The sequence below is a fragment of the Comamonas terrigena NBRC 13299 genome, from assembly GCF_006740045.1.
GTDB classification, from domain to species: domain Bacteria; phylum Pseudomonadota; class Gammaproteobacteria; order Burkholderiales; family Burkholderiaceae_C; genus Comamonas; species Comamonas terrigena.
The window spans coordinates 1,581,269-1,605,170 of record NZ_AP019749.1; the positions used below are offsets into that span (position 1 = coordinate 1,581,269).

Consider the following 23,902-nt stretch of genomic DNA (forward strand, 5'->3'; position numbering starts at 1 on the left):
ATGGACCGAGTCGGAACAGCGGGGAAGCCGCAGCGGTGCACAGCCATGTCGGAAGGCGCTCAGGAACCTCGGTATGACCTGCGAGATCAGCATGACCTGCATGGGTGCATCAGATCACGATGCCGTGCTTGTCCATCAGTCGGTACAGCGTCATGCGCGATACGCCCAGATCGCGCGCCGCCTGGGTGATGTTGTGGCCGGCTTTGGTCAGCGTGCTCTGGATGATTTCACGCTCTGCCTGGGTGCGGGCATTTTCCAGGCCAATGCCCACCAGCGGTTCCGGGGTGGACAGGCCCAGATCGGCGGCACTGATCCAGCGGCTGTCGCTCATCACCACCGCGCGCTGCACGCGGTTGTACAGCTCCCGCACATTGCCGGGCCAGTCGTACGCCGCCATGGCGGCCAGTGCGTTCTGGGCAAACCCATGCAGGCGGGTGCTGCTGTGGCCACCGCACAGCGCAAAAAAATGCTGGGCCAGCACCACCACATCTTCCCTCCGTGCGCGCAGCGGTGGCACATCGATGGGCAGCACATTCAGGCGGTAGAACAGGTCTTCCCGAAAGCGCCCCTGGCTCACCGCATGCTGCAACTGCACATGGGTGGCGGCCACCACGCGGGCGTCCACCGCCACGCTGTTCAAGCCTCCCACGCGGTAGATGCTGCGTTCCTGCAGGAAGCGCAACAGATTGGCTTGCAGCTCCAGCGACAGATCACCGATCTCGTCCAGAAACAGGGTGCCGCCATGGGCCGCTTCGATCAGCCCCTGCTTGCGGGCCGTGGCTCCGGTGAAGGCCCCTTTTTCGTAGCCAAACAGTTCGGACTGGATCAAGGAGGGTGCAATGGCCGCGCAGTTCACCGCCACAAAGGGGGCGGTGCAGCGGTCGGAGCTGTCGTGGATGGCACGTGCTGCAAGCTCCTTGCCACTGCCGCTTTCGCCGCTGATCAGCACCGGTGCATGGTTGGCTGCCACCTTGCGCAGCTTGAGGCGCAGCTGTGCCAGCACGGCGCTGTGGCCGACCATGCCCAGCGTGGCTTCCCCGGCTGCGGGCGTGGATGGTGCTTGCAGGCTGCGCCGCAGCTCGCTGCGGCGGTACAGGTAGTCCAGCACGCGGGCCACTTCAGCCCAGTCGGGGGGCGTCAGCTGGTAGTCGAAAAAACTCTCCAGCAGCAGGGTGCGCAGCGCGGCCGATTCCAGTGCGCTGGCATCGCACAAGGCCACCCATTCCAGCGGCTGCAGGCGCTGGATGCTGGTGACGGCCGATTCCAGATGCGTCCAGGACAGGGGGCCATGCCCTGTGCTGCTGCCGGTGTGCGGGCCGAGCAGCAGCAGCCCCGCCTGGATGGGCTGCTGCGCCAGCGCTTGCCGGGCATCGGATGCATTGCTGACCCAGACAGCCTCCCATCCTAGATGGTGCAGTGCACACAGCAGCGGGGACGGGTCGGGCAGTCCCCAGGTCAGGGTCAGAACTTTTTTAACCTGCATGCTCCATCACTTAAAACGACATGGGCACGCGCACGCTCAGGGACAGGTCGGGGGTGTCGCGGGTCAGGCCTGCGCCCACCGATACATTGATCGTGGTGCGTGGGCTGTAGCGGTAGGAATAGCCCAGCAGCAGCGAGGCCAGCTGGATGCGCACGGCATTGGCCAGGGCTGTGCCGTTTTGCTTGGTGCGTCCCACGGTGTTCAGCTCCACCCCCAGGCTGAAGGACGAGCGATCATTGAGCGCCAGGCCCATGCCGAAGTTGATGCCCAGCACATCGCCGGGCTTGACCGAACCGATGTATTCCTTCTCGCCATTGAGCACGGTGCGCGAGACGCCGCTGCGCCCGAAGTTGTGCGTGTAGCTGACGCTGCCGAAGAACACGGCGGGGTCCGATGGCAGCAGCCAGGTCAGGCTGGTCTGCAGGGAGTTGAAGCCGGAGCCCGTGGGCAGCTCCAGCGGCATGCCGGTACCGGTGGTGTTGCCGATGCAGCGGGTGACGCAGTCGGTCACCACATCGAAGGGGTCTTTGCCGGTGCGGGTCTTGAAGCGCAGGCCGGCGATCAGATAGGGCTTGTTGGCCTGCGGTTCGTTCAACTGGTAGCGCAGTGCCAGTTCCACGTCGCCGATGGCGTTGCCACGGTTGCTGAACGCGCGTTCCGACGCGGAGCCGGTGAAGATTTCGCGGCTGATGGAGTCATCGCGCCGCGACACATAGGGGATGCGGATTTCGCCTTCCAGGCGCTTGGTCAGACCGAAGCGGCCCGTCAGCGCCATGGTCAGCGTATTGCGTTTGACTTCACGCACATCGACCAGGCCAATCAGCAGGGCGGGAATCACGGTATAGCCCACCAACGCCACCCGGTTGCTGGAGGAGTAGCCGTATTGGACCGAGGGCTCCAGCACGTAGTGGCCGGGTTGGGTCAGGATGCCGGGCTGCTCGAAGATCTGGGCCACCTGCAGCGGCGCTTCCGGCTCCGGTGGCGCAGTGCCCACCCGCACGGCGCGGCCCCCGGGATCGGGTGGTGCCATGCCGACGGCGGCGGTGGCGGCAGGTACCGCATTGGCTGCCGATGGCGACCGGTAACCGCCCTCGGCGACCGCGGTGGCGCCGCCTTGCTGGGCCTGCATCTGGCGCTGCAGCTCATCGTGCTGGGAAACTTGTGTGTCCAGTCGTTCGCGCAAGGCCTGGATTTCCTGTGCCTGTGCCTCCAGCCGTGACTGCAGCAACTGCACCTGCTGCGTCAGTGTCGGAGCACGTGTCGGTGCAGGCGCGCGGCTTTTGGTGGCACGTGGTTTGCTGAGGTTTTCAGACGTGGAGGATGCCGGTGCATCGGTGCTTTGTGCCAGGGTGTATCCCGGCGCCAGACTCAGCAGCGGCAGCAGACATGCCGCACCGTAGATGCGCGGTTTCAGCGCGGAATGCAGGCTCGGCATGGATTGTCTCCTCGGTACGCAATCGACTTGCTCGGATGCCTTGTGCAGCGGCCACCGCCTTTTCCGTCCAGGCATTTCGAAGGCAGTGTGGAAGACGTCCCGACAAGCGGCAAGCTGCCTGCTGCAAGCGAACGTAACGGGTGTTCAGGAAATCTTTGCATGCTGCACCGCGGTGTCGCAGCCGTGCAGCACCGGGGCCTGGCGAGGGCTCCTGAGAAGCGCAATTTCGGGCCCAGCGCAGGTCGGATGTCACATGCACGTGACGGTGTGGTTTATGTGATTTTCCTATCGATATGGCGTATCCATAAAGGGAAATGCATGGGCTGAATGCGGGCCGTGCGGGGTGCTGTGCCATGCCGTTGGCATGCAGGAAAAGTCGGGTGGCTGGCATGCCATGTCACACCCATGTGACAGACCGGAACGGTGGTGCGCGCCCTTGTGGAAGGCTGTTGTGGGTGCGGGAATCTTCTACAACCAGAAACAAAAAAGATCGAACCTGCATCAGGCTATACAAGCGATTTCAGCGCAGTGAGTACTGGCATAGAAGCTGCTAAGCGACCTTCGATCTGCGCCTGCGCAAATCACTCCTAGTCGGTTTTCATTCCTTTTTCCCTATTTCGGAGGACGTATGCAAAAGACACTTATGGCCACTGCTGTGGCTGTGCTGCTGGGTGCCAGCGGCGCGGTCATGGCCAACACCACGGATCAGGATACGGTGCTGGGCAACAACACATCGAACAGCACGATGAATGAGGACTACTCCAGCACCACCAACACCGCAACCACCACCACCACCACGCGCACTCCAGACAACAGCATCAACAAGAACTCCGGCGCTGCCACCGCCAGTGCTGCGCGTTCTGTCGCGCTGAACAACGGCGCCACCGGCAACTTCAGCAACGCGTTCAATGTCACCACGGCCGTGGCCAGCAGCAACCTGACCGGCTATGTGTCCGGCAATGCCATCAGCAATATCGGCAACTGGGCGACCAATGCAGGCAATGCCAATGGCGGTACCGGCAACGGCGGCACAGGTGGTGCGGGCTCCGGAGGAACGGCAGCCGGTAACGGCCAGGGCGGCTCCGGCGGTACCGGCAACGGTGCGGTGGGTGCCACGGGCGGCAGTGCGTCCAACGGCAGCAGCTCCGCAGGCGCCGCCAACAACCAGGGTGCGAGAGCCGGCAACGGTGCTTCGGGCAATGGCGGCGGAGCAGGCGGCGCCAACAGCGGCGGTCCCGCTTCCACCACGACCACAGCCGGTGCTGGCGGCGGCGGTGCTGGCAGCAGCGCTGGCGCCACGGGTGGCAGCGGTGGCCTGTTGGGTACGGGTGGTGCGGCCGACAACTCCAGTGGTGCAGCATCGGGTGGCGCAGGCTCGGCCACGGCCGGTGGCGGCTCGCCCATCAGCACCGGTGGGGAAGGCACCCGTACTGCAGGCAGCGGTAGCGGTGGTGCCGGTGGCAGCGCCACCAATGGCAGTGCGACCTCGGGCAGTGCCAGCAATGGCTCGGCCACCGCAGGGAACGGCGGCAATGGCGGCAACGGCACGGGCGGCACAGGTGGTGCAGGCAGCGCCACCAACACCGCCCATGGCGGCACCGGCGGCACCGGCGCAGGCGGCTCCGGCGGCGCAGGCGGCACCAACCGCGTGAACGCCGGCACCTTCAGCATGGCCAACACCATGACCAGCGTCGGCCAGTCGGCCGCCGGCATCATGATCGCCAGCCAGAACAGCGGTCTGTCTTCCATGGTACAGCAAAGTGTGAACGTCCAGGCCAATCTGGCCGTGGGTCGTTAACGCGCAGCGGCTGCAACCCCCTGAGATGGCCTGGCGGCCATTTCAGGGGCGTGTTGCGGCAGTTCGACACTCTGTCCCCAGTGAAAGGAGCCGCCATGTGGGTCTCGATTTCGCACCGGTGCTGGCCATGGGTCTGCAGCCTGCTGCTGTATGGAGTGACGGCATTGCCCGCAGGGGCAGAGCCTTTGGCGGTCGTGGGTGCGTCCGCCGCGGAGTCGGCGTTCGGCACGCCCGTGCCAGCCAGCCAGCTGGCCGATGCGCGCGGTGGATCTTTTCACACCGAAAACCAGATGACATTGACCGGGACCACCAGTGGCAACAGTGCCCAGAACGTGATCACCGGCAGCAACGCCATCGAAGCCGGTTCCTTCGATCAGATGACCGGCCTGCCGGTGGTGATCCAGAACTCGGGCGCCAATGTGCTGATCCAGAACGCCGTCATCGTCAATTTGCAAATGCAGTGAACCGCGCGCACTGCGCTTTCATTGCCGGGGGAGCTTGCCATGCCCGCACCATCCTCGTTGTTCTTCCTGGCCATGCTGCGCGCGGGGCAGCAGGCGCCGGGTTTTCGCGGCTTCCGCCGGGGGCTGGGGCTGGCTTGCGGCCTGATTGCCGCAGGGACGGCGCAGGCGGCCGAGCCTGCCGTCGCTGCGCCTGCTGACGCCGGCCAGGGCTACGCCTACTTTGCATCGCTGGGCCAAGGCAGCGTGCGCCTGCCCATCACCAGTTTGCGGGATGGCCGCCTGGCCCGCACACTGATCCAGCAGTACGACTTCAGCTGTGGCTCGGCGGCCCTGGCCACCTTGCTGACCCACCATTACGGCATGGCCACCACCGAGCAGGCGGTGTTCGAGTACATGTTTGCGACGGGAGACCAGGCCAAGATTCAGAAGGAAGGCTTTTCGCTGCTGGACATGAAGCGCTATCTGGCGCAATGGGGCATGCAGGCCGATGGCTTTGCCCTGGGGCTGGAAAAGCTGGCCGAAGCGCGTACGCCGGCCATTGTGCTGATCAATGAAAACGGCTACCAGCACTTCGTGGTGGTCAAGGGGCTGGAAAAAGACCGTGTGCTGCTGGGCGACCCCGCCCAGGGGACGCGCGCCATGTCGCGCACGCAGTTTGACGCCGTGTGGCCCAGTCGCCTGCTGTTCGTGATCCACAACCGGATCGGCCAGGGTCAGTTCAATCTGGCGCAGGACTGGCAGGTGGCGCCGCGCAGTCCGCTGGCGCAGGGCCTCAGCCGCGACAGCCTGAGCGCCATCACCTTGCCCAAGCATGGCGTGGGAGACTTCTGATGTCCCTCCAACACCTTCCTGCATGGTGCGTGGCCAGCCTGGTGCTGGCGGCGGCCGCACCTGCGCTGCCGGCCCAGGAAATTCCGGAAACCACGGTGCGGGCATCTGCCGGCCCCTCCAGGGCGGGAGAGCAGATCTGGCACACGGTGCCCGACGCGCAGCTGGACCGCATGCGGGGCGGTTTCGATGTGGGCGGCGGGCTGATGGTCTCGCTGGGCATCCAGCAAGCCACCTACATCAACGGCCAGCTGGTGACCCAGACCGCGATCTCGCTGACCCAGCTGAACCAGCTCACGTCCGCCCAGGCCGCCACCTTGCGCGAGCGGTTGAATACCTTGACGGTGGTGCAGAACGGCCCTGGTAACCGTTTTGGCGCGATCCAGAGCCCGGCCGATGGCAGTGCGCTGGTCAGCCAGATTGCTGGAGCGGGAGCGGGGACGGTGATCCAGAACAGCCTGAGCGGCCAGCGCATCCAGCAGCTGACCACCATCGATGCGAGCTCCAACGGCATGGGGTTGCTGCGTGCTGGCCAGTGGCAGCAGACGCTGCGTGACAGCATGGGGGCAGTGGGCGGCATGCGCTGAGGGTACTGATGGCACCGGAGCTGCGCGCGCCCGGTGCTGGCCGGGTCCGTGCCATGTACAAGGTCCTGCCTTCCTGCCCGCAAGCCGCGTCTGGCATCAGGTCCGCAGGCAAGCCAGGGGGTATCGCTACGCCTGCTCGGCGTTGCCGCTCGCCACCGGTGTGCACAGCTCCACCAGCGTGCCGTCCGGACAGCGCACATAGGACACGGTCTGCCCCCAGGGCTTGGCTGTGGGCGGCGACAGTTCAGTGGCACCTGCGGTCAGGGCCTGTGCATGGGCGCCCGCCACATCGGCCGTGACCAGGGCGATTTCAAACCCCAGGGGCTGGGGGGACGAGTGGGCTGCCACATGGCCGCCCGGGAAGTTGCTGTCCCCGAGCGCATGGGCGGCAAAGGCCAGGGTGGTGGCGCCGGTGTCCAGCTCGCCATAGGTGCCGGAATCGTGCACAAAGCGCAGGCGCAGGCCGAAGGCCCGCTGCCAGAAATCGAGTGAGGTGGCCACATCGGGCACGTAGATGATGGTGTATCCCAGTTGCATGGGGTGTTCCTGCATGGTGTTGGTGCTGTGCCCCCGGTTCAGTCGGGGGCGAATGCCGCATGGTAGGCCACCTCGCCCGATGCCTGGCTGTTCCCGAAAGCCAGTACCTGAAAGTAGGGCGCGGGGGCGCCGGCAAAAACGCAATCGGCACGGTGGGAAAAACCAAAGCGGCCGTAGTAGGCAGGCTCTCCCAGCACCACACAGCCGGCGGCACCCCGGGCACGCAGCAGCTCCAGCCCATGCTGTACCAGGGCGGCGCCTGCTCCCTGGCCTTGGCTGTGGGGAGCGACCGCGATCGGTCCCAGGCCGTACCAGCCCGCACTGGTGCCGGGAAAAGTGACCGGCGAAAAGGCCGCATGACCGATCATCTGCCCATTCTGCTCTGCCACCAGCGACAGCGTGAGCACCCCCGCCGCGCGCAGGCGCGCAATGATCAGGTGCTCGGTCTGGTCGCTGTGCGGGTGGTGCTGGAAAGCGGCACGGGTGATGCGGTCGATGGCGTCCACATCAGCGGCAGTTTCGGGGCGGATGGAAAAACGGGGCATGGCAAAACGCAAGGCAATGAATGCGGTGGACAGTGACAGAGAACCAAGCGTGCATTGTGCCGCCCAGCAGGGGGCGGCGGCTCAGAGAAAGCCGATCCAGCGCCCCGCCAGCACCATGGCCAGCCACAGCAGCAACGACAGGGCTGCACGGCAGCGCACCGCCGCAGCGTGCTGCGCGCGGGCCGACCAGCCGACCGCCCCATGCTGCCAGGCGATATTGCCCAGGGCCAGCACCAGCAAGGCCAGCTTGCATTGGAAAGCGGTGTTGAAGGCGTAATCCACCGGGCGCACGCTGAACAGCCACAGACCGGTCAGCAGCGCCAGCGCCAGACCCAGGGCGGCCATGGGCTGCAACACCGGCCGCAATGCAGCCAAGGGCACTTGGCGCCACAGCCCCAGCAGGCGCAGATCCAGCGGCACGATGGCGCCCACCAGCAAGCCCAGGCCCAGGATGTGGGCGGCATTCACCCACAGATAGGCCGTGCCAGATGCCTGCAGCCAGCGTGCGCCAGGCCACAGGGACAGCGCCTCCAGGACCTGCAGCAATGCCGGGGGCATGGGGGCTCAGTCCTGGATGCGCTCGGGGTACATGTCGTAGTTTTTACCCCCTACGGTGATGCGCACGGCTTTCATGTGCAGTGCCTGGGCATCCTTGCTGCGGTTGCCGCGCACGGTGATGGCGTCGCCGACCTGTGCCGTGTTGCCGGTAAAACCCGAGCGCTCGGTCTGCGACGGATTGCCCAGGTCCACCTGCCAGCGCCCGCCATCGGCTGCCTGGACGGTCAGCACAGGGTGGGGCGGCGCCATGGAAATGCGTGCAATCTGGCCTTGCAGCGTCATCTGTTCGCCTTCGGCCCAGGACCAGCCATGGTGTGCCTGGGCCGTGACTGTGCCCAGCAGCAGCGCAGTGGCCGCGGCCAGGCGGGACAGGGGCTGCAGGCGGCGCTGCGGTCCGGTGTCGTGGGGCAATGGGGTCATCGGAGCCTCCTTGCAGACGGTAGGGTGAGCGAGCGGGGGCACGGACTGCGCCGTGCGGGGGATGGGTCAGCTTGCGTGCATTTCCTGCGCCTCACACAAGGCCTTGAGCCGTTGCAGCGCGCGCGGGTAGGTGTCGTGCATGTATTGCACATAGTCGGCCACGGTGTCCACTTCCACCCGCAACTCGGTGCCGCCGGCAGGCAGATCGCGCAGGTGGAAGTTCTCGTAGGCCGGAGCCCAGGCCAGCACCTGGGGACTGTGCGTGTCGTCCACACCCTGGCGGATCTCGCCCAGATGGCGGATGGACAGCAGGGTGCCTTCGCGCCGCTCGGCAATTTCGGAGGTCATGCCATCGCCGCTGGGCGCCAGGAAACGGATTCTGGCGCCTTGCTCCCATGAACCTTCGTAGGTGGAGCCTTCGCAGAAGGCGGACGTCCAGTCGCGGTAGCCGTCTGGTGACTGCATGGTCAGCCACACCTTGCTGCGCGGGGCGGCGATGGTCACCGCAAAGTACAGGCGTTGTGTCATGGCAGCGGTCCTCCGGTTTGCAGGATGGCTCCATGGTAGAGCGCCTGCGGCACCGGCACATCCCTCATGCCTGCTGGCGGTACGGGTTTGCTGCAGTGCGGCGCCATGCTGGAAAACCATGTGCAGACATTCCCGCAGGCCAGCCCCAGAGGCCCTGGTGACAGGGCCGTGCGCCCGAATAATGGCTGCCGCACTTTTTCCTTTCACATCTGGCGGAGGCGACATGGCGGTGGACTTTGCAACGGGAATACGGGGGAGCTACGGTGGTGGGCTGGTGGTGACGGCCATGGGCCTGCTGCTGGCAGGTTGCGGCACGGCGCCGCCGCAGTTGCCGGCCCAGCCGCTGGCATGCAGCGCCTTGCAAGGCAAGCAGGTGCCGGCCGGGCAGATCGGCTTGGCCACCCAGGGCGCGCAGGTCACCCAGGCGCAGGAGGTGGCAGCAGCCGGGGAGGGCGCTGCCGCCGTGGGGGCCTATTGCAAGCTGCTGGTGGACATCCGTCCGGTGGACCCGGCGGCACCCATGATCAAGGCGCAGTTCAATCTGCCGCAGCAATGGAACGGCAAGGCGTTGATGGGCGGCGGCGGCGGGTACAACGGCACCATCCCCAGCATGACGGGCAACTACGCGGCCGGACCGGCGCGCACGCCGGTGCCGCTGGCCCAGGGCTATGCCACTTTTTCCAGCGATTCCGGTCACCAGGCCGGGGCCACCACCAGCCGCGACGGCAGCTTCGGCACCAACGACGAGGCGGTGCGCAACTTCAGCGGCGATGCCCTGAAGAAGACCCGCGATGTGGCGGCCCAGCTCATTGGCTGGCACTACGGCAAGCTGCCTGCGCGCTGGTATTTCGTGGGCGGCTCCACCGGCGGGCGTGAAGCCCTGGCCGTGGCACAGCGCTGGCCCAAGGATTTTGATGGCGTGATCGCCTGGTACCCGGCCTGGAACGCTGCGGCACTGGATTTGCAGTTTGGCCGTATCACCCGCGCCCTGGCCCAGCCCGGGGCCTATCCCAGTCAGGCACAGCGTGCGCAGCTCTTGCGTGCTGCGCTCCAGACCTGCGACAAGCTCGACGGAGTCGAGGATGGCGTGGTGTCCAACGTGGCCGCCTGCAACCGCCAGTTCGACCCGGCCACCGCCCTGGTGGATGGCAAGCCGCTGCGTTGTGAAGGCGGGCGCGCTGCGGGCGACCACTGCCTGGCCGATGCGCAGATCGCGGCGCTGAAGGTGATGGACAGCCCCATCACCTTCAGCCGTCCGCTGGGCAGCGGCGAGACACAGTATCCCGGCTTCAACCTCTGGGGGGCCGATCTGGGCCTGGCGCGTGGCACGCCGCAAGCGCCCACCATCACGCTGCTGGCGCTGGGTACCGGCCAGCCTGGCAGTCCGATGCCGCTGACGGCGCCCTATCACAGCGTGTTCTGGGACCAGTGGGTGCGCTTCTTCGTCACGCGCGATGCGCAGTTCAACAGCCTGACGCTGGATCCGCAGGCCCCCGGCCCGTGGCAGGCGCGCATCGATGCCTTGACCCGGCTGCAGGACATCAACCGCACGGACCTGTCCGCCTTCCGCGCACGCGGTGGCAAGCTGCTGATGGCGCACGGCACGGCCGATGTGCTGGTCAGCACCCGGGCCACGCAGCAGTACTACCAGCGCATGGTGCAGAGCATGGGCCGGGCGGCGGTGCGCGACTTTGCTCGCTACTACGAGGTGCCGGGGTATGGCCACGCGGTCAGCGGGATCTACAACGCCGCATGGGACAGTCTGGCGGTGCTGGATGCCTGGGTCGCACAGGGCCAGGCCCCGCAGGCGCAGGTGGTGGAAGACACCGTGGGGCTGCCGGGCCGCACCCGTCCGCTGTGCGAATACCCCGGTTGGCCACGCTACAACGGCAGCGGCGATGTGAACGCCGCCGCCAACTTTCGCTGCGTGAGCGAATAGGCACTTCTCCCACCTCCGCACCACCTCCGGCGACGGTGGTGCGGGCCCGGCCATCAGCCTTTGCGGAACACCAGCGTGCGGTTGTTGGCCGGCATGGCATGGTCCTGCACCAGCTCCAGCCCATGGAGGCTGCCCAGTGCCTGCAGGGCTTCCTGGTCGCGGATGCCGCTGGCGGCGTCGCGCTGGCGCAGCCAGGCATCGAAAGCGCGGTTGCTGTCGCTGGTGAACTGGCCGCGGTAGTTGAACGGGCCATAGACGGCGAACACGCCGCCCGTGGGGAGATGGGCGCCCACCAGCGCGAACATGCGCTCCACCAGCGGCCAGGCCACGATGTGGCAGGTGTTGCTGGTGAACACCGCGTCGAATGCACCGTCGGCTGTCTGCGGCCAGGAGCTGCTGTGCAGATCAAAGGCCAGCGGCGCACGCAGATTGGTGGCGGGCTGGGTGGCATGCCAGGCAAGGATGCCCGCATGGTGCTCGGGCAGGTCGCTGGTCTGCCACACCAGCTGCGGCAGGCGGGGAGCCATGTACACGCTGTGCTGACCGGTGCCCGAGCCGATTTCCAGCACCTGCCGCCGATCGGCAAAGGCCTGCTCCAGCACCGCCAGAATGGGCGCCTGGTTGTTGGCGCAGGCCTGGGAGAAAGGGCGCTCGGCGGGCGTGTCGGGGTGGGGAGTGAACGGATGCATGCGGGAGAGAGAGGCGGGGTGTCGGGAAGAGACATTGTCCGTGCCAAAACGCCTGGGCGACCGATGGCCCTATGACGCTGTGGCCCTGTCGTCCTGCCGCATAAGTGTGCCGGGGCCGTATACAGATGCAGTGCATGGAGCGCGCACGACCGGTTTCCTGTCCGCGTATCCAAGCGGACATGGCTGCAGTCCTGGCTGCGACGGGCCATGCCATGGCCGCAGCCGAGCCCTGGCAGCCTTCAGCCGCCGCGCACCATCTGCAGGATCTTGGCGGTGTTCAGCCCGCGTGCGGTTTCCTGCATCTGGGGCAGGTAATGTGCCTGCAGCTGGCGGCCATCGCGCATCACATGCTGGTAGGCGCTCTTCAGCATCTCGGTGCTCAGGGTGCGGCCGCCGGCGTAATACTGGTTGGACACATGGCCCAAGGCGTAGGTGCTGGCAAAGCTCATGCCGCTGCTCACGGCCTGTTTGCCCAGGCTGCCGAAGATGCCTTTGCCGGCCTTGCCCAGCAGGCCGCCCAGCAGCTTGCGACCGGCCTCTTCCAGGTACTGCGAGGTCAGACCCACGCCCAGCGCCGCCAGCAGGTCCTTGATGTGGCCCTTGTCCAGCTCGTAGCCGTAGCTCTGGCCTATCTGGTAGACCAGCCGCATCTGCAGCGGAATGATGGCCAGGGTCGACAGGTTTTCCGGCAGCAACTCGATGGCGCCGTTCAGGATGGCGGTTTTCAGAATCTTGCTGTCCATCTCGGTGGCGGACAGGTTCCCGGGACGGCGCTGTGCCGCCGCACACAGCGGGTCTACCGCCGTGGGGTGGGGCACCGGTTCCTGCGAGGGCAGGGTGTCCACGTCAGGCAGTTGTGCATTCAGCGGGGCGTCCGCCACGGACTGGGCCTGGCTGTCGAAGCTGCTGGCGGCACCCGCATAGCCGGCCACTGCGGTGGCTGCATTGCTGGCGTTGCCGGTGCCGCTGGCGCCCATGCCCCAGGCCTGGCGCAGCTGGGCCAGAAAGTCCTGCTCCTTGGCGCTGGTGTGGCCATCGGCCTCGCACACGCAGACCGCCATTTCATAGGCCAACTGGCGCGCTTCGGGGGTGGAGAGCTGGGCGAGCACAGCGGGCAGCTGCACACGGCGCAGCAGCACATCCTGGTACAGGCCGGGCAGGTTCACCTGCTGGTCACCGGCCAGACCTTCGGCCACCTGGCGGATCTGTTCGCGCTCGCGATCGTGCTTCTCGCCATCGGCGAAGGATGCCAGAAGGCAGATGGTCAGGGTGGCGCGAATGTCTTCAGAGGTCATGGTGTTCCCAGGTAGGTGAAGGGGTCCAGATGGGAGTGCTGCGCAGGCAGCTGGTTCCGTGCACGCCAAGGCGCTGTCTGAAAAGACAGCTGCCTGTGCACGTGCAAGGCATGGGAGCGGCCTGTTGGTGATGAATTCTGGTGGGCCGTGGCGACCAAGGTCGGATCCGTAGATGCTGCCGCTGGTCGCCGTTCAAATCAGTTTACGTGCGCAGCAGGCAGTTTGAAAAGCGCATGCAGATATTCAGTCCCGACCGCTGGGTATCTGTGCGGCCACTTCGGCCTGCCAGCGGTCCAGGTTCTGTTCGTTGGCGGGGACCACCACGGCCTGCACGGCTGCCGCCACGTCGGCACTGTCAAACACCTGCTCCCAGTCCACACGGGTGCCGGGCTGGCCGTCGGACGGATGGTTTGTCAGCGTAATGGTGAGGCGGAAATGCGGGTGGTTCAGATGGCGGATGACCACGCGGTCGGGTGCATCCACGGTCTCGAACACCGATTCGTTGGCGTAGTGCCTGCCGTCCGGCCCGTGCATGGTGAAGCGCCACATGCCACCGCTCTCGACCTCGCATTCGGCGAAGGTGTTGTGGAACCCGGCTGGTCCCCACCAGCGGGCCAACCGGACGGGATCGGCCAGGGCGGCAAACACGGTGTCGGGCGCAGCGGCAAAGTGCCGGTGGGTGTGAAAGCGGGTCATATCGCACTCCTGGTGGCGGGCGAGACTGCGGCCATGGCCGCGCTGCGCGCAGGGGATGGCCCTATGGGAGCACCGCCGGGGCCAATCGGCAAGAGGTGGCCCATTTCCAGCAGGGTTTTCTGACTGTCCTGAGTCCGACGGTCGGCGAAGCCCGCAAGCCTGGGCCTGCCGTCAGGCTTCGGCCTCGGCCTGTGCAGGAGTGTGGTCGGCAGGGCACCACTCCGTTCCAGGCAGGACATCCATCAGCAGGAACTGGCCGGGCTGGCTCTGGTGGCGGTCGATCTGCGGCACCAGACGCTGGAAATGCTCGGTGGCGCAGTGTGTGTCCAGCGCCGCGCGGTCGGGCCAGGTTTCGATGAAGGTGAAATGCCCCGGATCCTTCTGGTCCACAAACAACTCGTAGGACAGGCACAGCGGCTCCTGCCTGGTTTTCTCCACCAGCTCGCGGTACAGCGGCAGCACGGTGGCAATGTGTTCCGGGCGGATGAAGTCTTGGGCAATCACTTTGAGCATGGGGCGGGGTTCCTGGTGGGGCGGGGAGCGCATTGGCGGTGGCAGCGTGCTGCGCCATGCCCTCCTACATGCTGCTGAAGCTATCACACCCGGGTGGGCACGCTGGAGGGCCTTCAGCGATGCGGCAAGGGGACCGGCCACCATGCCATGCGGAGCAGAAGTCTCTATGTGCCAGCCTCAGCGGGGGCCGCCTGCCTGCAGCCGCCATCGCTACCACCACAGCATCAGCACCGCTATGGCGGGCCACCACGTCCCCGGTTCCAGTGCTGTACCCACAAAAAGGCCCGCTGTCGGTCAGCGGGCCGGTGGTGCCAGCGCGGTCAGTGCATCTGCTCATGGAGCGGTGGCGGGGCTTCGGTGCCCAGCTGGCGCTTGTTGCATTTGCTCTGCTGCTGGCTGTATTTGGCCTCGTGCAAGGGCTGTCCCATCTGCAAAGGCCAGGGGGACTGGCTGGGCAGCTGCTCCGGGCGCAAACCGGTCATTGCAGCGGCTTCCGTCCCTGCCAGGGTGCTAGCGCTGTTGCTGGGGTTGCTGCTTGGAGGGTTGCCCGGGCTGCTGTTGCCCGGGAGATTGCTGCTGTTGCTGCTTCTCCTTGGGCTGGCCCGGTTGTTGGCCGGGTTGTTGCGGCTGCTGGTTCACTTGGTTCTGCGGGTTGTGCTGCTGTTGCATGGCAAAAAGCTCCTTCAGTGGTGAACGACAGGCCGGGGTGGCCTGTCTGACAGATCGGGGCGAGCTGTCTGGTGCCACCTTCGCCGCATTTGGAAGCCACTTTGTAAGCGTGGGGCTTACATGTTTTCCCTTGGGCCCCCGAGGGGGAACTGGCGCTGTGCTCTGTCCCCGAATGGAACGTTTTTTTACGCAATCACACAATGATGTCGTTCAAGGTGGAGGCAAGGAGGTTTTTCATGCCCTTGCATCTGTCTGCCGCTGCGCCCGCCATGCCCAACCCGCACATCCCGAACGAGCCCCTGCTACCGCCGGATCCGGACAAGGTCCCGGGCCGTCCCGAGCCCGTGGCGCCGCCTGCACCGATTGACCCACTGGTCACCGCGCCGCCGATCCGGTTGCCGCCGCAGCCGGTGCCTCCATCGCCATCAACCAGCCAAGGAGCACGCCATGCCACGCGGTGACAAGTCGGCCTATACCGACAAGCAAAAGCGCCAGGCCCGCCACATCGAGGAAAGCTACGAGGAACGCGGTGTGGATCCTGACAAGGCGGCCGAAATTGCCTGGGCCACGGTGAACAAGGAAACCGGCGGTGGCAAGCTGTCGGGCTCCGGCCGGGGCCACCCGGTGGACCGCGTCTCTGCCCGCAAGGGCGGGCGCATCGGCGGTGCCGCATCCGCGGCGCGCACGCCCGAAGAGCGGTCGGCTTCGGCCCAGAAGGCGGCGGCAACGCGCAAGCGCAATGCCGAGGCCAAACGGGCCGCTTCGGCCAAATAGCGCGATCCAAGTCGCACAAGCGCCGCATCAGGGCCGCATCAGGGCCGCATCAGGGCCGCATTAGAGCCGCAGAATGCGCATTCCCCATGTCATCTGGCTGAGGGTTTCCGCATTTCTCCCGTGAAGAGATGGCGGGCGATTTTTTCGGGTGGACGAGACCGTTGAAAGGTGTGGGCGGGCACCCAATAAAAAACCGCCCGAAGGCGGTTCTTTATGCAGGCAGCAGCGGGGCGGTTACGCACCGGCCACTTCAATGCCCTTGAATTCGCCGGTGGCAATCTTTTCCTTCCAGACTGCAGGGCCGGTGATGTGGGCGCTGGTGCCGCCGGCATCCACGGCCACCGTGACGGGCATGTCGACCACGTCGAATTCGTAGATGGCTTCCATGCCCAGGTCTTCAAAGCCCACCACCTTGGCGTGCTTGATGGCCTTGGAGACCAGGTAGGCGGCGCCGCCCACGGCCATCAGGTAAGCGCTCTTGTGCTTCTTGATGGCTTCGATGGCCACGGGGCCGCGCTCGGACTTGCCGATCATAGAGATCAGGCCGGTCTGCGACAGCATCATCTCGGTGAACTTGTCCATGCGGGTGGCGGTGGTGGGGCCTGCCGGGCCGACCACTTCGTCGCGCACGGGGTCCACGGGGCCGACGTAGTAGATCACGCGGTTGGTGAAGTCCACGGGCAGCTTTTCGCCCTTGGCCAGCATGTCCTGGATGCGCTTGTGCGCGGCGTCACGGCCGGTGAGCATCTTGCCGTTGAGCAAGATGGTGTCGCCGGGCTTCCAGCTGGCGACTTCTTCCTTGGTCAGGGTGTTCAGGTCCACGCGCTTGGACTTGTTGTAGTCGGGTGCCCAGTCGATCTTGGGCCAGCTGTCCAGCGAAGGCGCGTCCAGGTACACCGGGCCGGAGCCGTCCATCACGAAGTGGGCGTGGCGGGTGGCAGCGCAGTTCGGGATCATGGCCACGGGCTTGGAGGCCGCGTGCGTGGGGTACATATTGATCTTGACGTCCAGCACCGTGGTCAGGCCGCCCAGGCCTTGGGCGCCGATGCCCAGGGCATTGATCTTTTCGAACAGCTCCAGACGCAGCTTTTCCACGTCATCCAGCTCTGCACCGCTGGCAGCCTTGGCCTGCAGCTCGTACATGTTCAGGTCTTCCATCAGGCTTTCCTTGGCCAGCAAGACGGCTTTTTCTGCCGTGCCGCCAATGCCGATGCCGATCATGCCGGGAGGGCACCAGCCTGCGCCCATGGTGGGGATGGTCTTGAGCACCCATTCCACCAGGTCGTCGCTGGGGTTCATCATGATCATCTTGGACTTGTTCTCGGAGCCGCCGCCCTTGGCGGCCACGGTCACGTCCACCTTGTCGCCGGGCACGATCTGCACATTGATCACGGCGGGGGTGTTGTCCTTGGTGTTCTTGCGCTTGAAGTGGGGGTCGGCCACCACGGACGCACGCAGCGTGTTGTCGGGGTGGTTGTAGCCACGGCGCACGCCTTCGTTGATGGCGTCTTCCAGGCCCATGGTGAAGCCTTCCCACTTGACGTCCATGCCCACCTTCAGGAACACGTTGACGATGCCGGTGTCCTGGCAGATGGGGCGCTGGCCGGTGGCGGCCATCTTGGAGTTGGTCAGGATCTGTGCCATCGCATCCTTGGCCGCAGGGCTTTGCTCACGCTCGTAGGCGCGGGCCAGATGCTGGATGAAATCCGGCGTGTGGTAGTAGCTGATGTACTGGAGGGCACCTGCGATCGAGTCGATCAGGTCCTGCTGGCGGATGGAGGTCGTCATCGTGAAGCTTCTCTGTTATGGGTGCGCAGGGGCTGCGCTCGGAAAACCTGCTGATTATCCGCGCTAAGCCCTCGGGCTGTAGGCCAAAGCCGACAAGTCTTATAGAGGACTTGGGGCGCGCCGCAGCTTACTGCAAGCCGCTGTCCGGGTGCTGACCATGGGGTTCTGGGGACTTTCAAAAACCATAGCTTCTTTCGCGCTTGCATATTGGGAAAGAAACCGATCCGACCACCTGTGCAGGATGGAGGTGCCCGATGTGTTGCGGTGCGGTACAACACCCCAATGAGAATGGCTGTCATTGCCTGGGTTAGCATGGCGGTCTGCTTTTTTTGCTGGCATGCATGCGCATGCCAGTGTGTTTTGCGGCCAACCGTAGCCAGATCGCCTCCAGCCAGCTGCGCCGCCTTGTTTGCCTTCAAGGAGTCCCAAAATGACAAGCACTTCCACCTCCGGCCAGGCCACGCGCCAGGAAAAAGACACCTTCGGCCCCATCGACGTGCCGGCCGACAAGCTCTGGGGGGCCCAGACCCAGCGTTCGCTGCAGAACTTCGACATCAGCGGCGAACAGCAGCCGCGCGAGATCATTGCCGCGCTGGCGCAGGTGAAGAAGGCATCGGCCACGGTGAACCATGCCCTGGGTCTGCTGGATGCCAAGAAGTCCCAGGCCATCAATGCCGCCGCCGATGAGGTGCTGGCCGGCCAGCACCCGGGCGAATTCCCGCTGGTGGTGTGGCAGACCGGCTCGGGCACGCAGACCAATATGAACGTCAACGAGGTGCTGGCCAACCGCGCCAGCGAGCTGCTGGGCGGCGAGCGTGGCGAGTCGCGCCTGGTGCACCCGAATGACGACGTGAACAAAAGCCAGTCCAGCAACGACGTCTATCCCACGGCCATGCATGTGGCGGCGGTCACTGCCATCGAGCAGAAGCTGCTGCCGGCCATTGCCAAGCTGCGCACCACACTGCAGGCCAAGAGCGAGGCGTTTGCCGACATCGTGAAGATCGGCCGTACCCATCTGCAGGACGCCACGCCGCTGACGCTGGGCCAGGAGATCTCCGGTTGGGTGGCCCAGCTGGCTCACAGCGAAAAGCATGTGCGCGCCGCGCTGCCCCATCTGTACGAGCTGGCGCTGGGCGGCACGGCTGTGGGCACGGGCCTGAATGCGCCCAAGGGCTATGCCGAAGGGGTGGCGGCCGAGCTGGCCAAGCTGACCGGCTACCCGTTCGTCACCTCGCCCAACAAGTTCGAATCGCTGGCATCGTGCGACGGGCTGGTGCACGCCCATGGCGCGCTCAAGACTCTGGCCGCCAGCATGGTGAAGATTGCCAACGATGTGCGCTGGCTGGCCAGCGGCCCCCGCAGCGGCCTGGGCGAACTGTCGATTCCCGAGAACGAACCGGGCTCCTCGATCATGCCCGGCAAGGTCAACCCCACGCAGTCCGAAGCCGTGACCATGCTGGGCGCCCAGGTGTTCGGCAACGATGTGGCCATCAACTTTGGCGGTGCCAGCGGCAACTTCGAGCTGAACGTGTTTCGCCCGCTGGTGGCGCACAACTTCCTGCAGAGCGTGCGCCTGCTGGCCGATGGCATGGTCAGCTTCAATGACCACTGCGCCGTGGGGATCGAGCCCAACCGCGAACGCATTGCCGAGCTGGTCAGCCGCTCTCTGATGCTGGTGACGGCACTCAATACCCATATCGGCTACGACAAGGCGGCCTACATCGCCAAGAAGGCGCACAAAGAGGGTTCGAGCCTGCGCGACGCTGCCATTGCCAGCGGCCATGTGACGGCCGAGCAGTTTGACCAGTGGGTGGTGGCCAAGGACATGGTGGGCAATCTGTAAGCCTGTTTCGGTCCCTGTGCTTTCGGTCTGGTGTTCCCAGGCCGTAAATTCCGTACCCCGCTGCCGTTGGGGTTGCAGGTGCCGGGCAGCTCAGGGGGTTGCAGTCTGCTCCCCAGCTGGAAGCCGATGGCTTCCAGTGTGTGGTTTCGCACAGGATGCTGCGTATGCGAAGCGGGCGCAGCCACTGGAGTGCGTTGTGGGCACCTTGACCGGCAGACCTGCCAGCGCCATGAAAAAAAGCACCCTGCAGGGTGCTTTTTTGTGGACGGTACGTGCGGTGGTGCCGGCTGCTTACATGCCCAGCGATTTGAGCAGGGCCTCGGTATCGGCGTCGGTGGAAGAAGGCGTCGTGGCGGTCGCAGCAGCCGTGGCGGCGGAGGCACCGGCGGCGGCAGGACTGGCTGCAGGCGCGCCGGCTGCGGCCATGATGGCATCGGCGTCGATCTCGGCTTCGGGCACAAAGTCGCGCAGGGTGATGAATTCGGTGCGGTCCACCGCCAGCTCCAGATAGAAGATGTTGTTGGCGGCGGTGTAGAAGGTGACGCGGCGCGCCTCGGGGTTGTCGAGGTTGGCGTCCACGCTCAGCTGCACCTGCTTGTTCAGCACCAGCATCTTGGGCTGGTTCTGGGTGATGTGGGTCTGCAGCTCGCGGCGCACCTTGCCGGTGAAGTCACCCACCACCTGGTTCATCAGCTCGCCCATCACGTTGCTGACTTCGTCCGAGGTGTAGCTGGTGGCCAGGTCGCTTTCGGACAGGCCCATGTTCAGCAGGTAGTTGCGGTACAGCTCCATGGCCGACGCGGCGGACAGGTTGATGATGACCAGACCGGAGAAGCCGCCGTCAAACAGCACAAAGCAGCCGATGTCGGGCTTGAGGTAGGTCTTCTGGATACGCTGCACCACGCCGGAGTATTGCACCTGGCTGTTAGTGGCCACGTTCAGCACGCGGGTGACGGAATTGCACAGGCTGAGCAACAGCTCCTCGGTGCCTTGGACGACGTTGGGATTCTCTTGGCTCATGGGGGTGCCTGTTCAGGAAATAGCACGATTATGGATGCAACAGTTGGTCACAAGTGTGTTGGACCGTGCGGCAGCGCGATCGTGCAGCCAGCGGCCCGGTCCGAACCGCATGGCAAGGCGGGTGGTGCCGCACTGCGGCAGCGCGCGGCCATGGGCGTTGCCCGGCTGCGCCGGGTGTTCCGCAGCATTGTCGGCGCGCTATTTTTTGAGTAGCTTTTCGGCCAATAACCGTGCGTGCAACAAGCCCAAAGGCGTTGAATGCATGACTGCCCGCAAGGGGTATTGGCGCTGCAGTTTCGCCCTGCCTGGCCAGGGGCTCTGCTAACGTGCGGGCATGAAGTACATGTACAACCATGGACAGGAGGCATCCATGTCGCATTCCCTGTGGCGCGTGGCCGGCTGTGTGCTGGCTGTGGCCAGTCTGGCGGGCTGTTCCACCGTCTCGCAAAAATGGTCGCAATGGCGCGGCACCAGCAGCACCCCGGCTGCGGCGCAGCAGCCCGGCGTTCTGCAGCCCAGCACGGAAACGGGCCGCTGGCAGGGCGTCTACAGCTATGAAGCCGACAGTGGCCGATTCCTGGACTGCAAGACCGGGCAGACCGTGCCGGTGCTGATGGAGGGCGATAACGCGCTGCTGGAGAATGCCTATATGGCGTCGCGCAATGGTCCCAACACCGCCATGCTGGCCAGTGTGGATGGCCGCATCGTCGAACGCCCCTCTGCCGATCCGGTGATGGCCCAGCAGGGCAAGAAGGAGCTGGCGCTGCGCGTGGAGCGTTTTGTGTCGCTGTCCAGCGCCACGTCCTGCGCCGGGGACAAGGCCAAGAACCTGGGTGTGCCCGTACCGGTGGCGGCAGCCGCTGCGGCCGGGCAGGGTGGAGCCAAGCCCGCCGCGGCAGAGCAGGCCACGGTGTCGCTGGACAATACCTACTGGAAGCTGCTGACCTTGAACGGCAAGGCCGTGCCCCGCCTGGACAAGGAAGCGCACATCATCCTGCAGCAGCAAGGCCGGCTGGTGGGCTCGGGCGGCTGCAACCGCCTGATGGGCAGCTGGAAGCAGGACGGCCAGCAGCTGCAGTTCGGTCAGGTGGCCGGCACCCGCATGGCCTGCAAGGGCGCGGCGTCCAGCACCGAATCGGCCATGCTGAAAATGCTGGGCCAGGTGGCCAGCTGGCGCATCCACGGTGACCAACTGGAATTGCTGGATGCCAAGGGCAAGCTGCTGGCGCAGCTGCAGGCCGTGGCCTTGCGCTGAGGCACAGCGGTCAACACACCACCATCCATGCAAAGCGGCCCCGCAGGGGCCGCTTTTTTTATGCTCGTTTCTTTTTTTGGTGCAGCGCAGTTGCCCGGAACTGCGTTTATTCCGGCAGATTGCCCAGCGGGCGGCCCAGGTACTTTTCCGAGATGGCGTTCAGCGTGCCATCGGCCTTGGCGGTGCGCAGGATCACGTTCACCTGGTCCAGCAGGGCGGTGTTGCCCTTGGCCACGCCGATGAAGCAGGGCACATCGGTCAGCAGCAGCTTGTATTCGGCACCCAGCTTGGGGTTGCGCTGCATGGTCAGCCCGGCCACGGCCGCACTGTGGGCCAGCACCTGGCTCTGGCCGGTCACGAACGAGGCGATGGTGGCGGTGTCGTCCTCAAAGCGCTTGATCTGTGCACCGGCAGGGGCCAGCTTGGTCAGCGCATCGTCCTGGAGCGAGCCGCGCGTGACCGACACGGTCTTGCCGGCCAGATCGCCAAACTGCTTGATCGCCAGGCTCTTGTTGGCATACAGGCCCGAGAAGAACGGGGCGTAGGAGATGGTGAAGTCCACCACTTTCTCGCGCTCGGGGTTCTTGCCCATGGAGGAGATGATCAGGTCCACCTTGCCGGCCTGCAGCGCGGGAATGCGTGCAGGCGAGGTGACGGTGACGATGTTGAGCTTGACGCCCAGCTGCTTGGCGATCAGCTCGGCCGTGGCCACGTCCGAGCCCTGGGGCTTCATGCTGGCGTCGATATAGCCATAGGGTGGGTAATCGGTCTGGATGCCGACGTTCAGGACTTTGTGGGCCTGGATGTCGGCCAGCGTGGCGGCCTGGGCGGTCAGACCGCAGAGGCTGGACAGGCCCAGGGCGGCCAGAGAAGACAACAGGGTGCGGCGGGGCAGGAAATGCAACATGAAAAGCTCCGGGGAGTGAAACCAATGCCCGGTGCTGCATCGTGGTGCAGGCGACCGGGTCCACCGGCAGTGAATGCATAGACCGTGCCCGCTCGCACAAAAAACCGGCCGCAGGGGCCGGTGGATGGATGTGCGCCATGTGCAGGCGCTTGCTGTGCGGACTTCAGCGGGCCGCGTCGCGTGCCTGCTGCAGCCAGCCGTCGAACTGCTTTTGGTGCGCCTTGATCCAGCCTGTGGTGTGGCGCTCGATGTCGGCTGCCTTGCCTTGCCCCTGGCTCATCATGTAGTTCTGGGCATTGATGTCGGCCACGGACAGCTGCATCACGGCAAACAGCTTGGCAGCGGCGGGGTTCTTTTCCGCCCAGGCCTTGTTGGCCACGATCTGCTGGTTGTTGGCGATGAAGCCGTAGTTCTTGCCATTGGCCAGCTTGGTGTCGGTGCCGGCCTGCTCACCGGGCATGGCCGAGAAAGGCACTTGCAGCCAGACCACGTCCTTGCCGGGCTTGAGCACATTGCTCACCCAGTACGGTGTCCAGGTGTAGTAGAGGATGGGCTTGCCGGCCTTGTAGCGGGTGATGGTGTCGGCCATCAGCGCGGCGTAGGTGCCCTGCTTGTGCGTGACCGTGTCGCGCAGCTTGTAGGCGGAAAGCTGGTGTTCGATCATGGCCTCGCAGCCCCAGCCGGGGGTGCAGCCGGTCAGGTCGGCCTTGCCGTCACCGTCGGTGTCGAACAGCTTGGCAATCTCGGGGTCCTTGAGCTGGCCCAGGTTGGTGATCTGGTGGGCGTCGGCCGTCTTCTTGTCGATCAGGTAGCCCTGGGCGGCGTTGGCCGAGAACACGCCCTGGCGGTAGAGCTTGGCGTCACCACCGGCATTCTTGTAGTAGTCGGCATGCAGAGGGTTCCAGTGGTTGGCCATGAAGGTGGCGTCGCCATTGGCCAGGGCGATATGGGCCGTGGGGTATTCCACTTCCTTCACGGGCTGCACGTCATAGCCCAGTTGTTCCAGGGCTTTGATGACCAGCAGGGTCTGGAAGGTTTCTTCGGCGATGGAGCTTTTCAGCGGCTGGACTTTCACGCCCTTGCCGGGCAGGTCGGCGCTGTCGGCCGCCAGGGCCATGCTGCCAGCCATGGCCATGCCTGCGGCCACGGCGCAGGCACGTTGCCAGGCCGAGCGGGGGGCGTTGGCGGTGGGGAGGGTCTGTGTATCGGGGGTGTATGCAGTGTGCAACGTCATCCTTGGTGTTCCTTTTTTGGTTGGTGTGGTGTCTGGGGGAGGTGCCTGGGCCGTGCCAGGCTGCCGGCCTTGCACGGCACAGCGGTCGTGCAGGCCA

26 protein-coding genes are annotated in these 23,902 nt (G+C 65.4%); 9 read left to right on the forward strand and 17 right to left on the reverse strand.

The features are described from left to right. Nucleotides 1–109: 109 nt before the first annotated feature. Both CT3_RS07285 and CT3_RS07290 read right to left on the reverse strand, forming a co-directional pair. Nucleotides 110–1,483 carry a sigma-54 interaction domain-containing protein gene (locus tag CT3_RS07285; protein WP_083520396.1) on the reverse strand — a complete coding sequence of 458 codons (1,374 nt, stop codon included), beginning with the start codon at nucleotides 1,481–1,483 and terminating at the stop codon, nucleotides 110–112. Between the two features lie 10 nt (nucleotides 1,484–1,493). Then, complete coding sequence (locus CT3_RS07290) at nucleotides 1,494–2,918, reverse strand: hypothetical protein (protein ID WP_066535597.1); 1,425 nt, start codon at nucleotides 2,916–2,918, stop codon at nucleotides 1,494–1,496. A 628-nt stretch (nucleotides 2,919–3,546) separates the two neighbouring features. On the opposite strand from CT3_RS07290, the gene CT3_RS07295 reads away from it, so the two are divergent. From CT3_RS07295 to CT3_RS07310, 4 genes are all read left to right on the forward strand, one after another. Next, nucleotides 3,547–4,716 carry a hypothetical protein gene (locus CT3_RS07295; protein ID WP_083520395.1) on the forward strand — a complete coding sequence of 390 codons (1,170 nt, stop codon included), beginning with the start codon at nucleotides 3,547–3,549 and terminating at the stop codon, nucleotides 4,714–4,716. A gap of 95 nt (nucleotides 4,717–4,811) precedes the next feature. Continuing rightward, nucleotides 4,812–5,180 carry a hypothetical protein gene (locus tag CT3_RS07300; RefSeq protein ID WP_225608562.1) on the forward strand — a complete coding sequence of 123 codons (369 nt, stop codon included), beginning with the start codon at nucleotides 4,812–4,814 and terminating at the stop codon, nucleotides 5,178–5,180. A 72-nt stretch (nucleotides 5,181–5,252) separates the two neighbouring features. Continuing rightward, complete coding sequence (locus tag CT3_RS07305) at nucleotides 5,253–6,011, forward strand: C39 family peptidase (RefSeq protein ID WP_083520415.1); 759 nt, start codon at nucleotides 5,253–5,255, stop codon at nucleotides 6,009–6,011. Continuing rightward, the gene (locus CT3_RS07310) at nucleotides 6,011–6,595 is read left to right on the forward strand and encodes a hypothetical protein (RefSeq protein ID WP_127446190.1); all 585 of its coding nucleotides are present in this window, start codon (nucleotides 6,011–6,013) and stop codon (nucleotides 6,593–6,595) included. Before CT3_RS07305 ends, CT3_RS07310 begins: the two co-directional genes overlap by 1 nt. Before the next feature lie 126 nt (nucleotides 6,596–6,721). Here the strand turns inward: CT3_RS07310 and CT3_RS07315 are convergent, their stop codons facing one another. The 5 genes from CT3_RS07315 to CT3_RS07335 form a co-directional block, all read right to left on the reverse strand. Beyond that, entirely contained in the window at nucleotides 6,722–7,132 is a 411-nt protein-coding gene (locus CT3_RS07315; protein WP_066535586.1) for a VOC family protein, read from the reverse strand. Nucleotides 7,133–7,170: 38 nt separating this feature from the next. Further along, on the reverse strand, nucleotides 7,171–7,677 hold the full coding sequence (locus CT3_RS07320) for a GNAT family N-acetyltransferase (protein WP_066536209.1): 507 nt from the start codon (nucleotides 7,675–7,677) through the stop codon (nucleotides 7,171–7,173). Between the two features lie 81 nt (nucleotides 7,678–7,758). Then, entirely contained in the window at nucleotides 7,759–8,235 is a 477-nt protein-coding gene (locus CT3_RS07325; RefSeq protein ID WP_066535584.1) for a hypothetical protein, read from the reverse strand. A gap of 6 nt (nucleotides 8,236–8,241) precedes the next feature. Next, entirely contained in the window at nucleotides 8,242–8,655 is a 414-nt protein-coding gene (locus CT3_RS07330; RefSeq protein WP_225608564.1) for a DUF6152 family protein, read from the reverse strand. Between the two features lie 66 nt (nucleotides 8,656–8,721). Further along, nucleotides 8,722–9,183, reverse strand: coding sequence for an SRPBCC family protein (locus CT3_RS07335; RefSeq protein WP_066535582.1), 462 nt, complete (start codon nucleotides 9,181–9,183; stop codon nucleotides 8,722–8,724). A gap of 223 nt (nucleotides 9,184–9,406) precedes the next feature. On the opposite strand from CT3_RS07335, the gene CT3_RS07340 reads away from it, so the two are divergent. Beyond that, complete coding sequence (locus CT3_RS07340) at nucleotides 9,407–11,122, forward strand: tannase/feruloyl esterase family alpha/beta hydrolase (RefSeq protein WP_066535579.1); 1,716 nt, start codon at nucleotides 9,407–9,409, stop codon at nucleotides 11,120–11,122. Nucleotides 11,123–11,175: 53 nt separating this feature from the next. Here CT3_RS07340 and CT3_RS07345 read toward each other — a convergent pair whose 3' ends face one another. The 6 genes from CT3_RS07345 to CT3_RS07365 all read right to left on the reverse strand — a co-directional run bounded on the left by CT3_RS07345 (nucleotide 11,176) and on the right by CT3_RS07365 (nucleotide 14,984). Next, nucleotides 11,176–11,811 (reverse strand): DUF938 domain-containing protein, encoded by a 636-nt coding sequence (locus tag CT3_RS07345; RefSeq protein WP_066535577.1) that lies wholly within the window; start codon nucleotides 11,809–11,811, stop codon nucleotides 11,176–11,178. A gap of 239 nt (nucleotides 11,812–12,050) precedes the next feature. Then, complete coding sequence (locus tag CT3_RS07350; RefSeq protein ID WP_066535574.1) at nucleotides 12,051–13,106, reverse strand: TerB family tellurite resistance protein; 1,056 nt, start codon at nucleotides 13,104–13,106, stop codon at nucleotides 12,051–12,053. A gap of 243 nt (nucleotides 13,107–13,349) precedes the next feature. Next, nucleotides 13,350–13,802, reverse strand: a complete 453-nt coding sequence (locus CT3_RS07355; protein WP_066535565.1) for an SRPBCC domain-containing protein — start codon at nucleotides 13,800–13,802, stop codon at nucleotides 13,350–13,352. 171 nt (nucleotides 13,803–13,973) lie between these two features. Beyond that, nucleotides 13,974–14,315: a putative quinol monooxygenase gene (locus CT3_RS07360; protein WP_066536200.1), complete on the reverse strand. Its 342-nt coding sequence runs from the start codon at nucleotides 14,313–14,315 to the stop codon at nucleotides 13,974–13,976. Between the two features lie 320 nt (nucleotides 14,316–14,635). Then, nucleotides 14,636–14,797: a hypothetical protein gene (locus tag CT3_RS21205; protein ID WP_172591833.1), complete on the reverse strand. Its 162-nt coding sequence runs from the start codon at nucleotides 14,795–14,797 to the stop codon at nucleotides 14,636–14,638. Between the two features lie 28 nt (nucleotides 14,798–14,825). Then, complete coding sequence (locus tag CT3_RS07365) at nucleotides 14,826–14,984, reverse strand: transcription initiation factor TFIID subunit D10 (RefSeq protein ID WP_083520394.1); 159 nt, start codon at nucleotides 14,982–14,984, stop codon at nucleotides 14,826–14,828. Nucleotides 14,985–15,220: 236 nt separating this feature from the next. Between CT3_RS07365 and CT3_RS07370 the strand changes: the two genes are divergently transcribed. Together CT3_RS07370 and CT3_RS07375 are read left to right on the forward strand one after the other, a co-directional pair. Beyond that, nucleotides 15,221–15,445, forward strand: coding sequence for a hypothetical protein (locus CT3_RS07370; protein WP_083520414.1), 225 nt, complete (start codon nucleotides 15,221–15,223; stop codon nucleotides 15,443–15,445). Next, nucleotides 15,432–15,758, forward strand: a complete 327-nt coding sequence (locus CT3_RS07375) for a plasmid stabilization protein (protein WP_066535555.1) — start codon at nucleotides 15,432–15,434, stop codon at nucleotides 15,756–15,758. Before CT3_RS07370 ends, CT3_RS07375 begins: the two co-directional genes overlap by 14 nt. Before the next feature lie 234 nt (nucleotides 15,759–15,992). On the opposite strand, the gene CT3_RS07380 is transcribed toward CT3_RS07375, so the two are convergent. Continuing rightward, a complete protein-coding gene (locus tag CT3_RS07380; RefSeq protein WP_066535540.1) occupies nucleotides 15,993–17,546 on the reverse strand; it encodes a fumarate hydratase in 1,554 nt (517 codons plus the stop codon). Between the two features lie 430 nt (nucleotides 17,547–17,976). On the opposite strand from CT3_RS07380, the gene fumC reads away from it, so the two are divergent. Continuing rightward, nucleotides 17,977–19,389, forward strand: a complete 1,413-nt coding sequence (gene fumC, locus CT3_RS07385) for a class II fumarate hydratase (protein WP_066535539.1) — start codon at nucleotides 17,977–17,979, stop codon at nucleotides 19,387–19,389. A 291-nt stretch (nucleotides 19,390–19,680) separates the two neighbouring features. Here fumC and CT3_RS07390 read toward each other — a convergent pair whose 3' ends face one another. Further along, on the reverse strand, nucleotides 19,681–20,409 hold the full coding sequence (locus CT3_RS07390; RefSeq protein WP_066535537.1) for a DUF3334 family protein: 729 nt from the start codon (nucleotides 20,407–20,409) through the stop codon (nucleotides 19,681–19,683). Between the two features lie 370 nt (nucleotides 20,410–20,779). Between CT3_RS07390 and CT3_RS07395 the strand changes: the two genes are divergently transcribed. Then, entirely contained in the window at nucleotides 20,780–21,664 is an 885-nt protein-coding gene (locus CT3_RS07395) for an META domain-containing protein (RefSeq protein ID WP_172591832.1), read from the forward strand. A gap of 106 nt (nucleotides 21,665–21,770) precedes the next feature. Here CT3_RS07395 and CT3_RS07400 read toward each other — a convergent pair whose 3' ends face one another. Continuing rightward, the gene (locus CT3_RS07400) at nucleotides 21,771–22,571 is read right to left on the reverse strand and encodes a transporter substrate-binding domain-containing protein (RefSeq protein ID WP_066535531.1); all 801 of its coding nucleotides are present in this window, start codon (nucleotides 22,569–22,571) and stop codon (nucleotides 21,771–21,773) included. A 163-nt stretch (nucleotides 22,572–22,734) separates the two neighbouring features. Beyond that, a complete protein-coding gene (gene proX / locus CT3_RS07405; protein WP_225608601.1) occupies nucleotides 22,735–23,706 on the reverse strand; it encodes a glycine betaine/L-proline ABC transporter substrate-binding protein ProX in 972 nt (323 codons plus the stop codon). Nucleotides 23,707–23,902: the final 196 nt, after the last annotated feature.

Excerpts from the sequence above, each read along its gene's own strand:
- CT3_RS07285 (WP_083520396.1), bottom strand. The coding sequence starts at position 1,483 with ATGCAGGTTAAAAAAGTTCTGACCCTGACCTGGGGACTGCCCGACCCG.
- CT3_RS07290 (WP_066535597.1), bottom strand. The coding sequence starts at position 2,918 with ATGCCGAGCCTGCATTCCGCGCTGAAACCGCGCATCTACGGTGCGGCA.
- CT3_RS07295 (WP_083520395.1), top strand. The coding sequence starts at position 3,547 with ATGCAAAAGACACTTATGGCCACTGCTGTGGCTGTGCTGCTGGGTGCC.
- CT3_RS07300 (WP_225608562.1), top strand. The coding sequence starts at position 4,812 with ATGTGGGTCTCGATTTCGCACCGGTGCTGGCCATGGGTCTGCAGCCTG.
- CT3_RS07305 (WP_083520415.1), top strand. The coding sequence starts at position 5,253 with ATGCTGCGCGCGGGGCAGCAGGCGCCGGGTTTTCGCGGCTTCCGCCGG.
- CT3_RS07310 (WP_127446190.1), top strand. The coding sequence starts at position 6,011 with ATGTCCCTCCAACACCTTCCTGCATGGTGCGTGGCCAGCCTGGTGCTG.
- CT3_RS07315 (WP_066535586.1), bottom strand. The coding sequence starts at position 7,132 with ATGCAACTGGGATACACCATCATCTACGTGCCCGATGTGGCCACCTCA.
- CT3_RS07320 (WP_066536209.1), bottom strand. The coding sequence starts at position 7,677 with ATGCCCCGTTTTTCCATCCGCCCCGAAACTGCCGCTGATGTGGACGCC.
- CT3_RS07325 (WP_066535584.1), bottom strand. The coding sequence starts at position 8,235 with ATGCCCCCGGCATTGCTGCAGGTCCTGGAGGCGCTGTCCCTGTGGCCT.
- CT3_RS07330 (WP_225608564.1), bottom strand. The coding sequence starts at position 8,655 with ATGACCCCATTGCCCCACGACACCGGACCGCAGCGCCGCCTGCAGCCC.
- CT3_RS07335 (WP_066535582.1), bottom strand. The coding sequence starts at position 9,183 with ATGACACAACGCCTGTACTTTGCGGTGACCATCGCCGCCCCGCGCAGC.
- CT3_RS07340 (WP_066535579.1), top strand. The coding sequence starts at position 9,407 with ATGGCGGTGGACTTTGCAACGGGAATACGGGGGAGCTACGGTGGTGGG.
- CT3_RS07345 (WP_066535577.1), bottom strand. The coding sequence starts at position 11,811 with ATGCATCCGTTCACTCCCCACCCCGACACGCCCGCCGAGCGCCCTTTC.
- CT3_RS07350 (WP_066535574.1), bottom strand. The coding sequence starts at position 13,106 with ATGACCTCTGAAGACATTCGCGCCACCCTGACCATCTGCCTTCTGGCA.
- CT3_RS07355 (WP_066535565.1), bottom strand. The coding sequence starts at position 13,802 with ATGACCCGCTTTCACACCCACCGGCACTTTGCCGCTGCGCCCGACACC.
- CT3_RS07360 (WP_066536200.1), bottom strand. The coding sequence starts at position 14,315 with ATGCTCAAAGTGATTGCCCAAGACTTCATCCGCCCGGAACACATTGCC.
- CT3_RS21205 (WP_172591833.1), bottom strand. The coding sequence starts at position 14,797 with ATGACCGGTTTGCGCCCGGAGCAGCTGCCCAGCCAGTCCCCCTGGCCT.
- CT3_RS07365 (WP_083520394.1), bottom strand. The coding sequence starts at position 14,984 with ATGCAACAGCAGCACAACCCGCAGAACCAAGTGAACCAGCAGCCGCAA.
- CT3_RS07370 (WP_083520414.1), top strand. The coding sequence starts at position 15,221 with ATGCCCTTGCATCTGTCTGCCGCTGCGCCCGCCATGCCCAACCCGCAC.
- CT3_RS07375 (WP_066535555.1), top strand. The coding sequence starts at position 15,432 with ATGCCACGCGGTGACAAGTCGGCCTATACCGACAAGCAAAAGCGCCAG.
- CT3_RS07380 (WP_066535540.1), bottom strand. The coding sequence starts at position 17,546 with ATGACGACCTCCATCCGCCAGCAGGACCTGATCGACTCGATCGCAGGT.
- fumC (WP_066535539.1), top strand. The coding sequence starts at position 17,977 with ATGACAAGCACTTCCACCTCCGGCCAGGCCACGCGCCAGGAAAAAGAC.
- CT3_RS07390 (WP_066535537.1), bottom strand. The coding sequence starts at position 20,409 with ATGAGCCAAGAGAATCCCAACGTCGTCCAAGGCACCGAGGAGCTGTTG.
- CT3_RS07395 (WP_172591832.1), top strand. The coding sequence starts at position 20,780 with ATGTCGCATTCCCTGTGGCGCGTGGCCGGCTGTGTGCTGGCTGTGGCC.
- CT3_RS07400 (WP_066535531.1), bottom strand. The coding sequence starts at position 22,571 with ATGTTGCATTTCCTGCCCCGCCGCACCCTGTTGTCTTCTCTGGCCGCC.
- proX (WP_225608601.1), bottom strand. The coding sequence starts at position 23,706 with ATGGCCATGGCTGGCAGCATGGCCCTGGCGGCCGACAGCGCCGACCTG.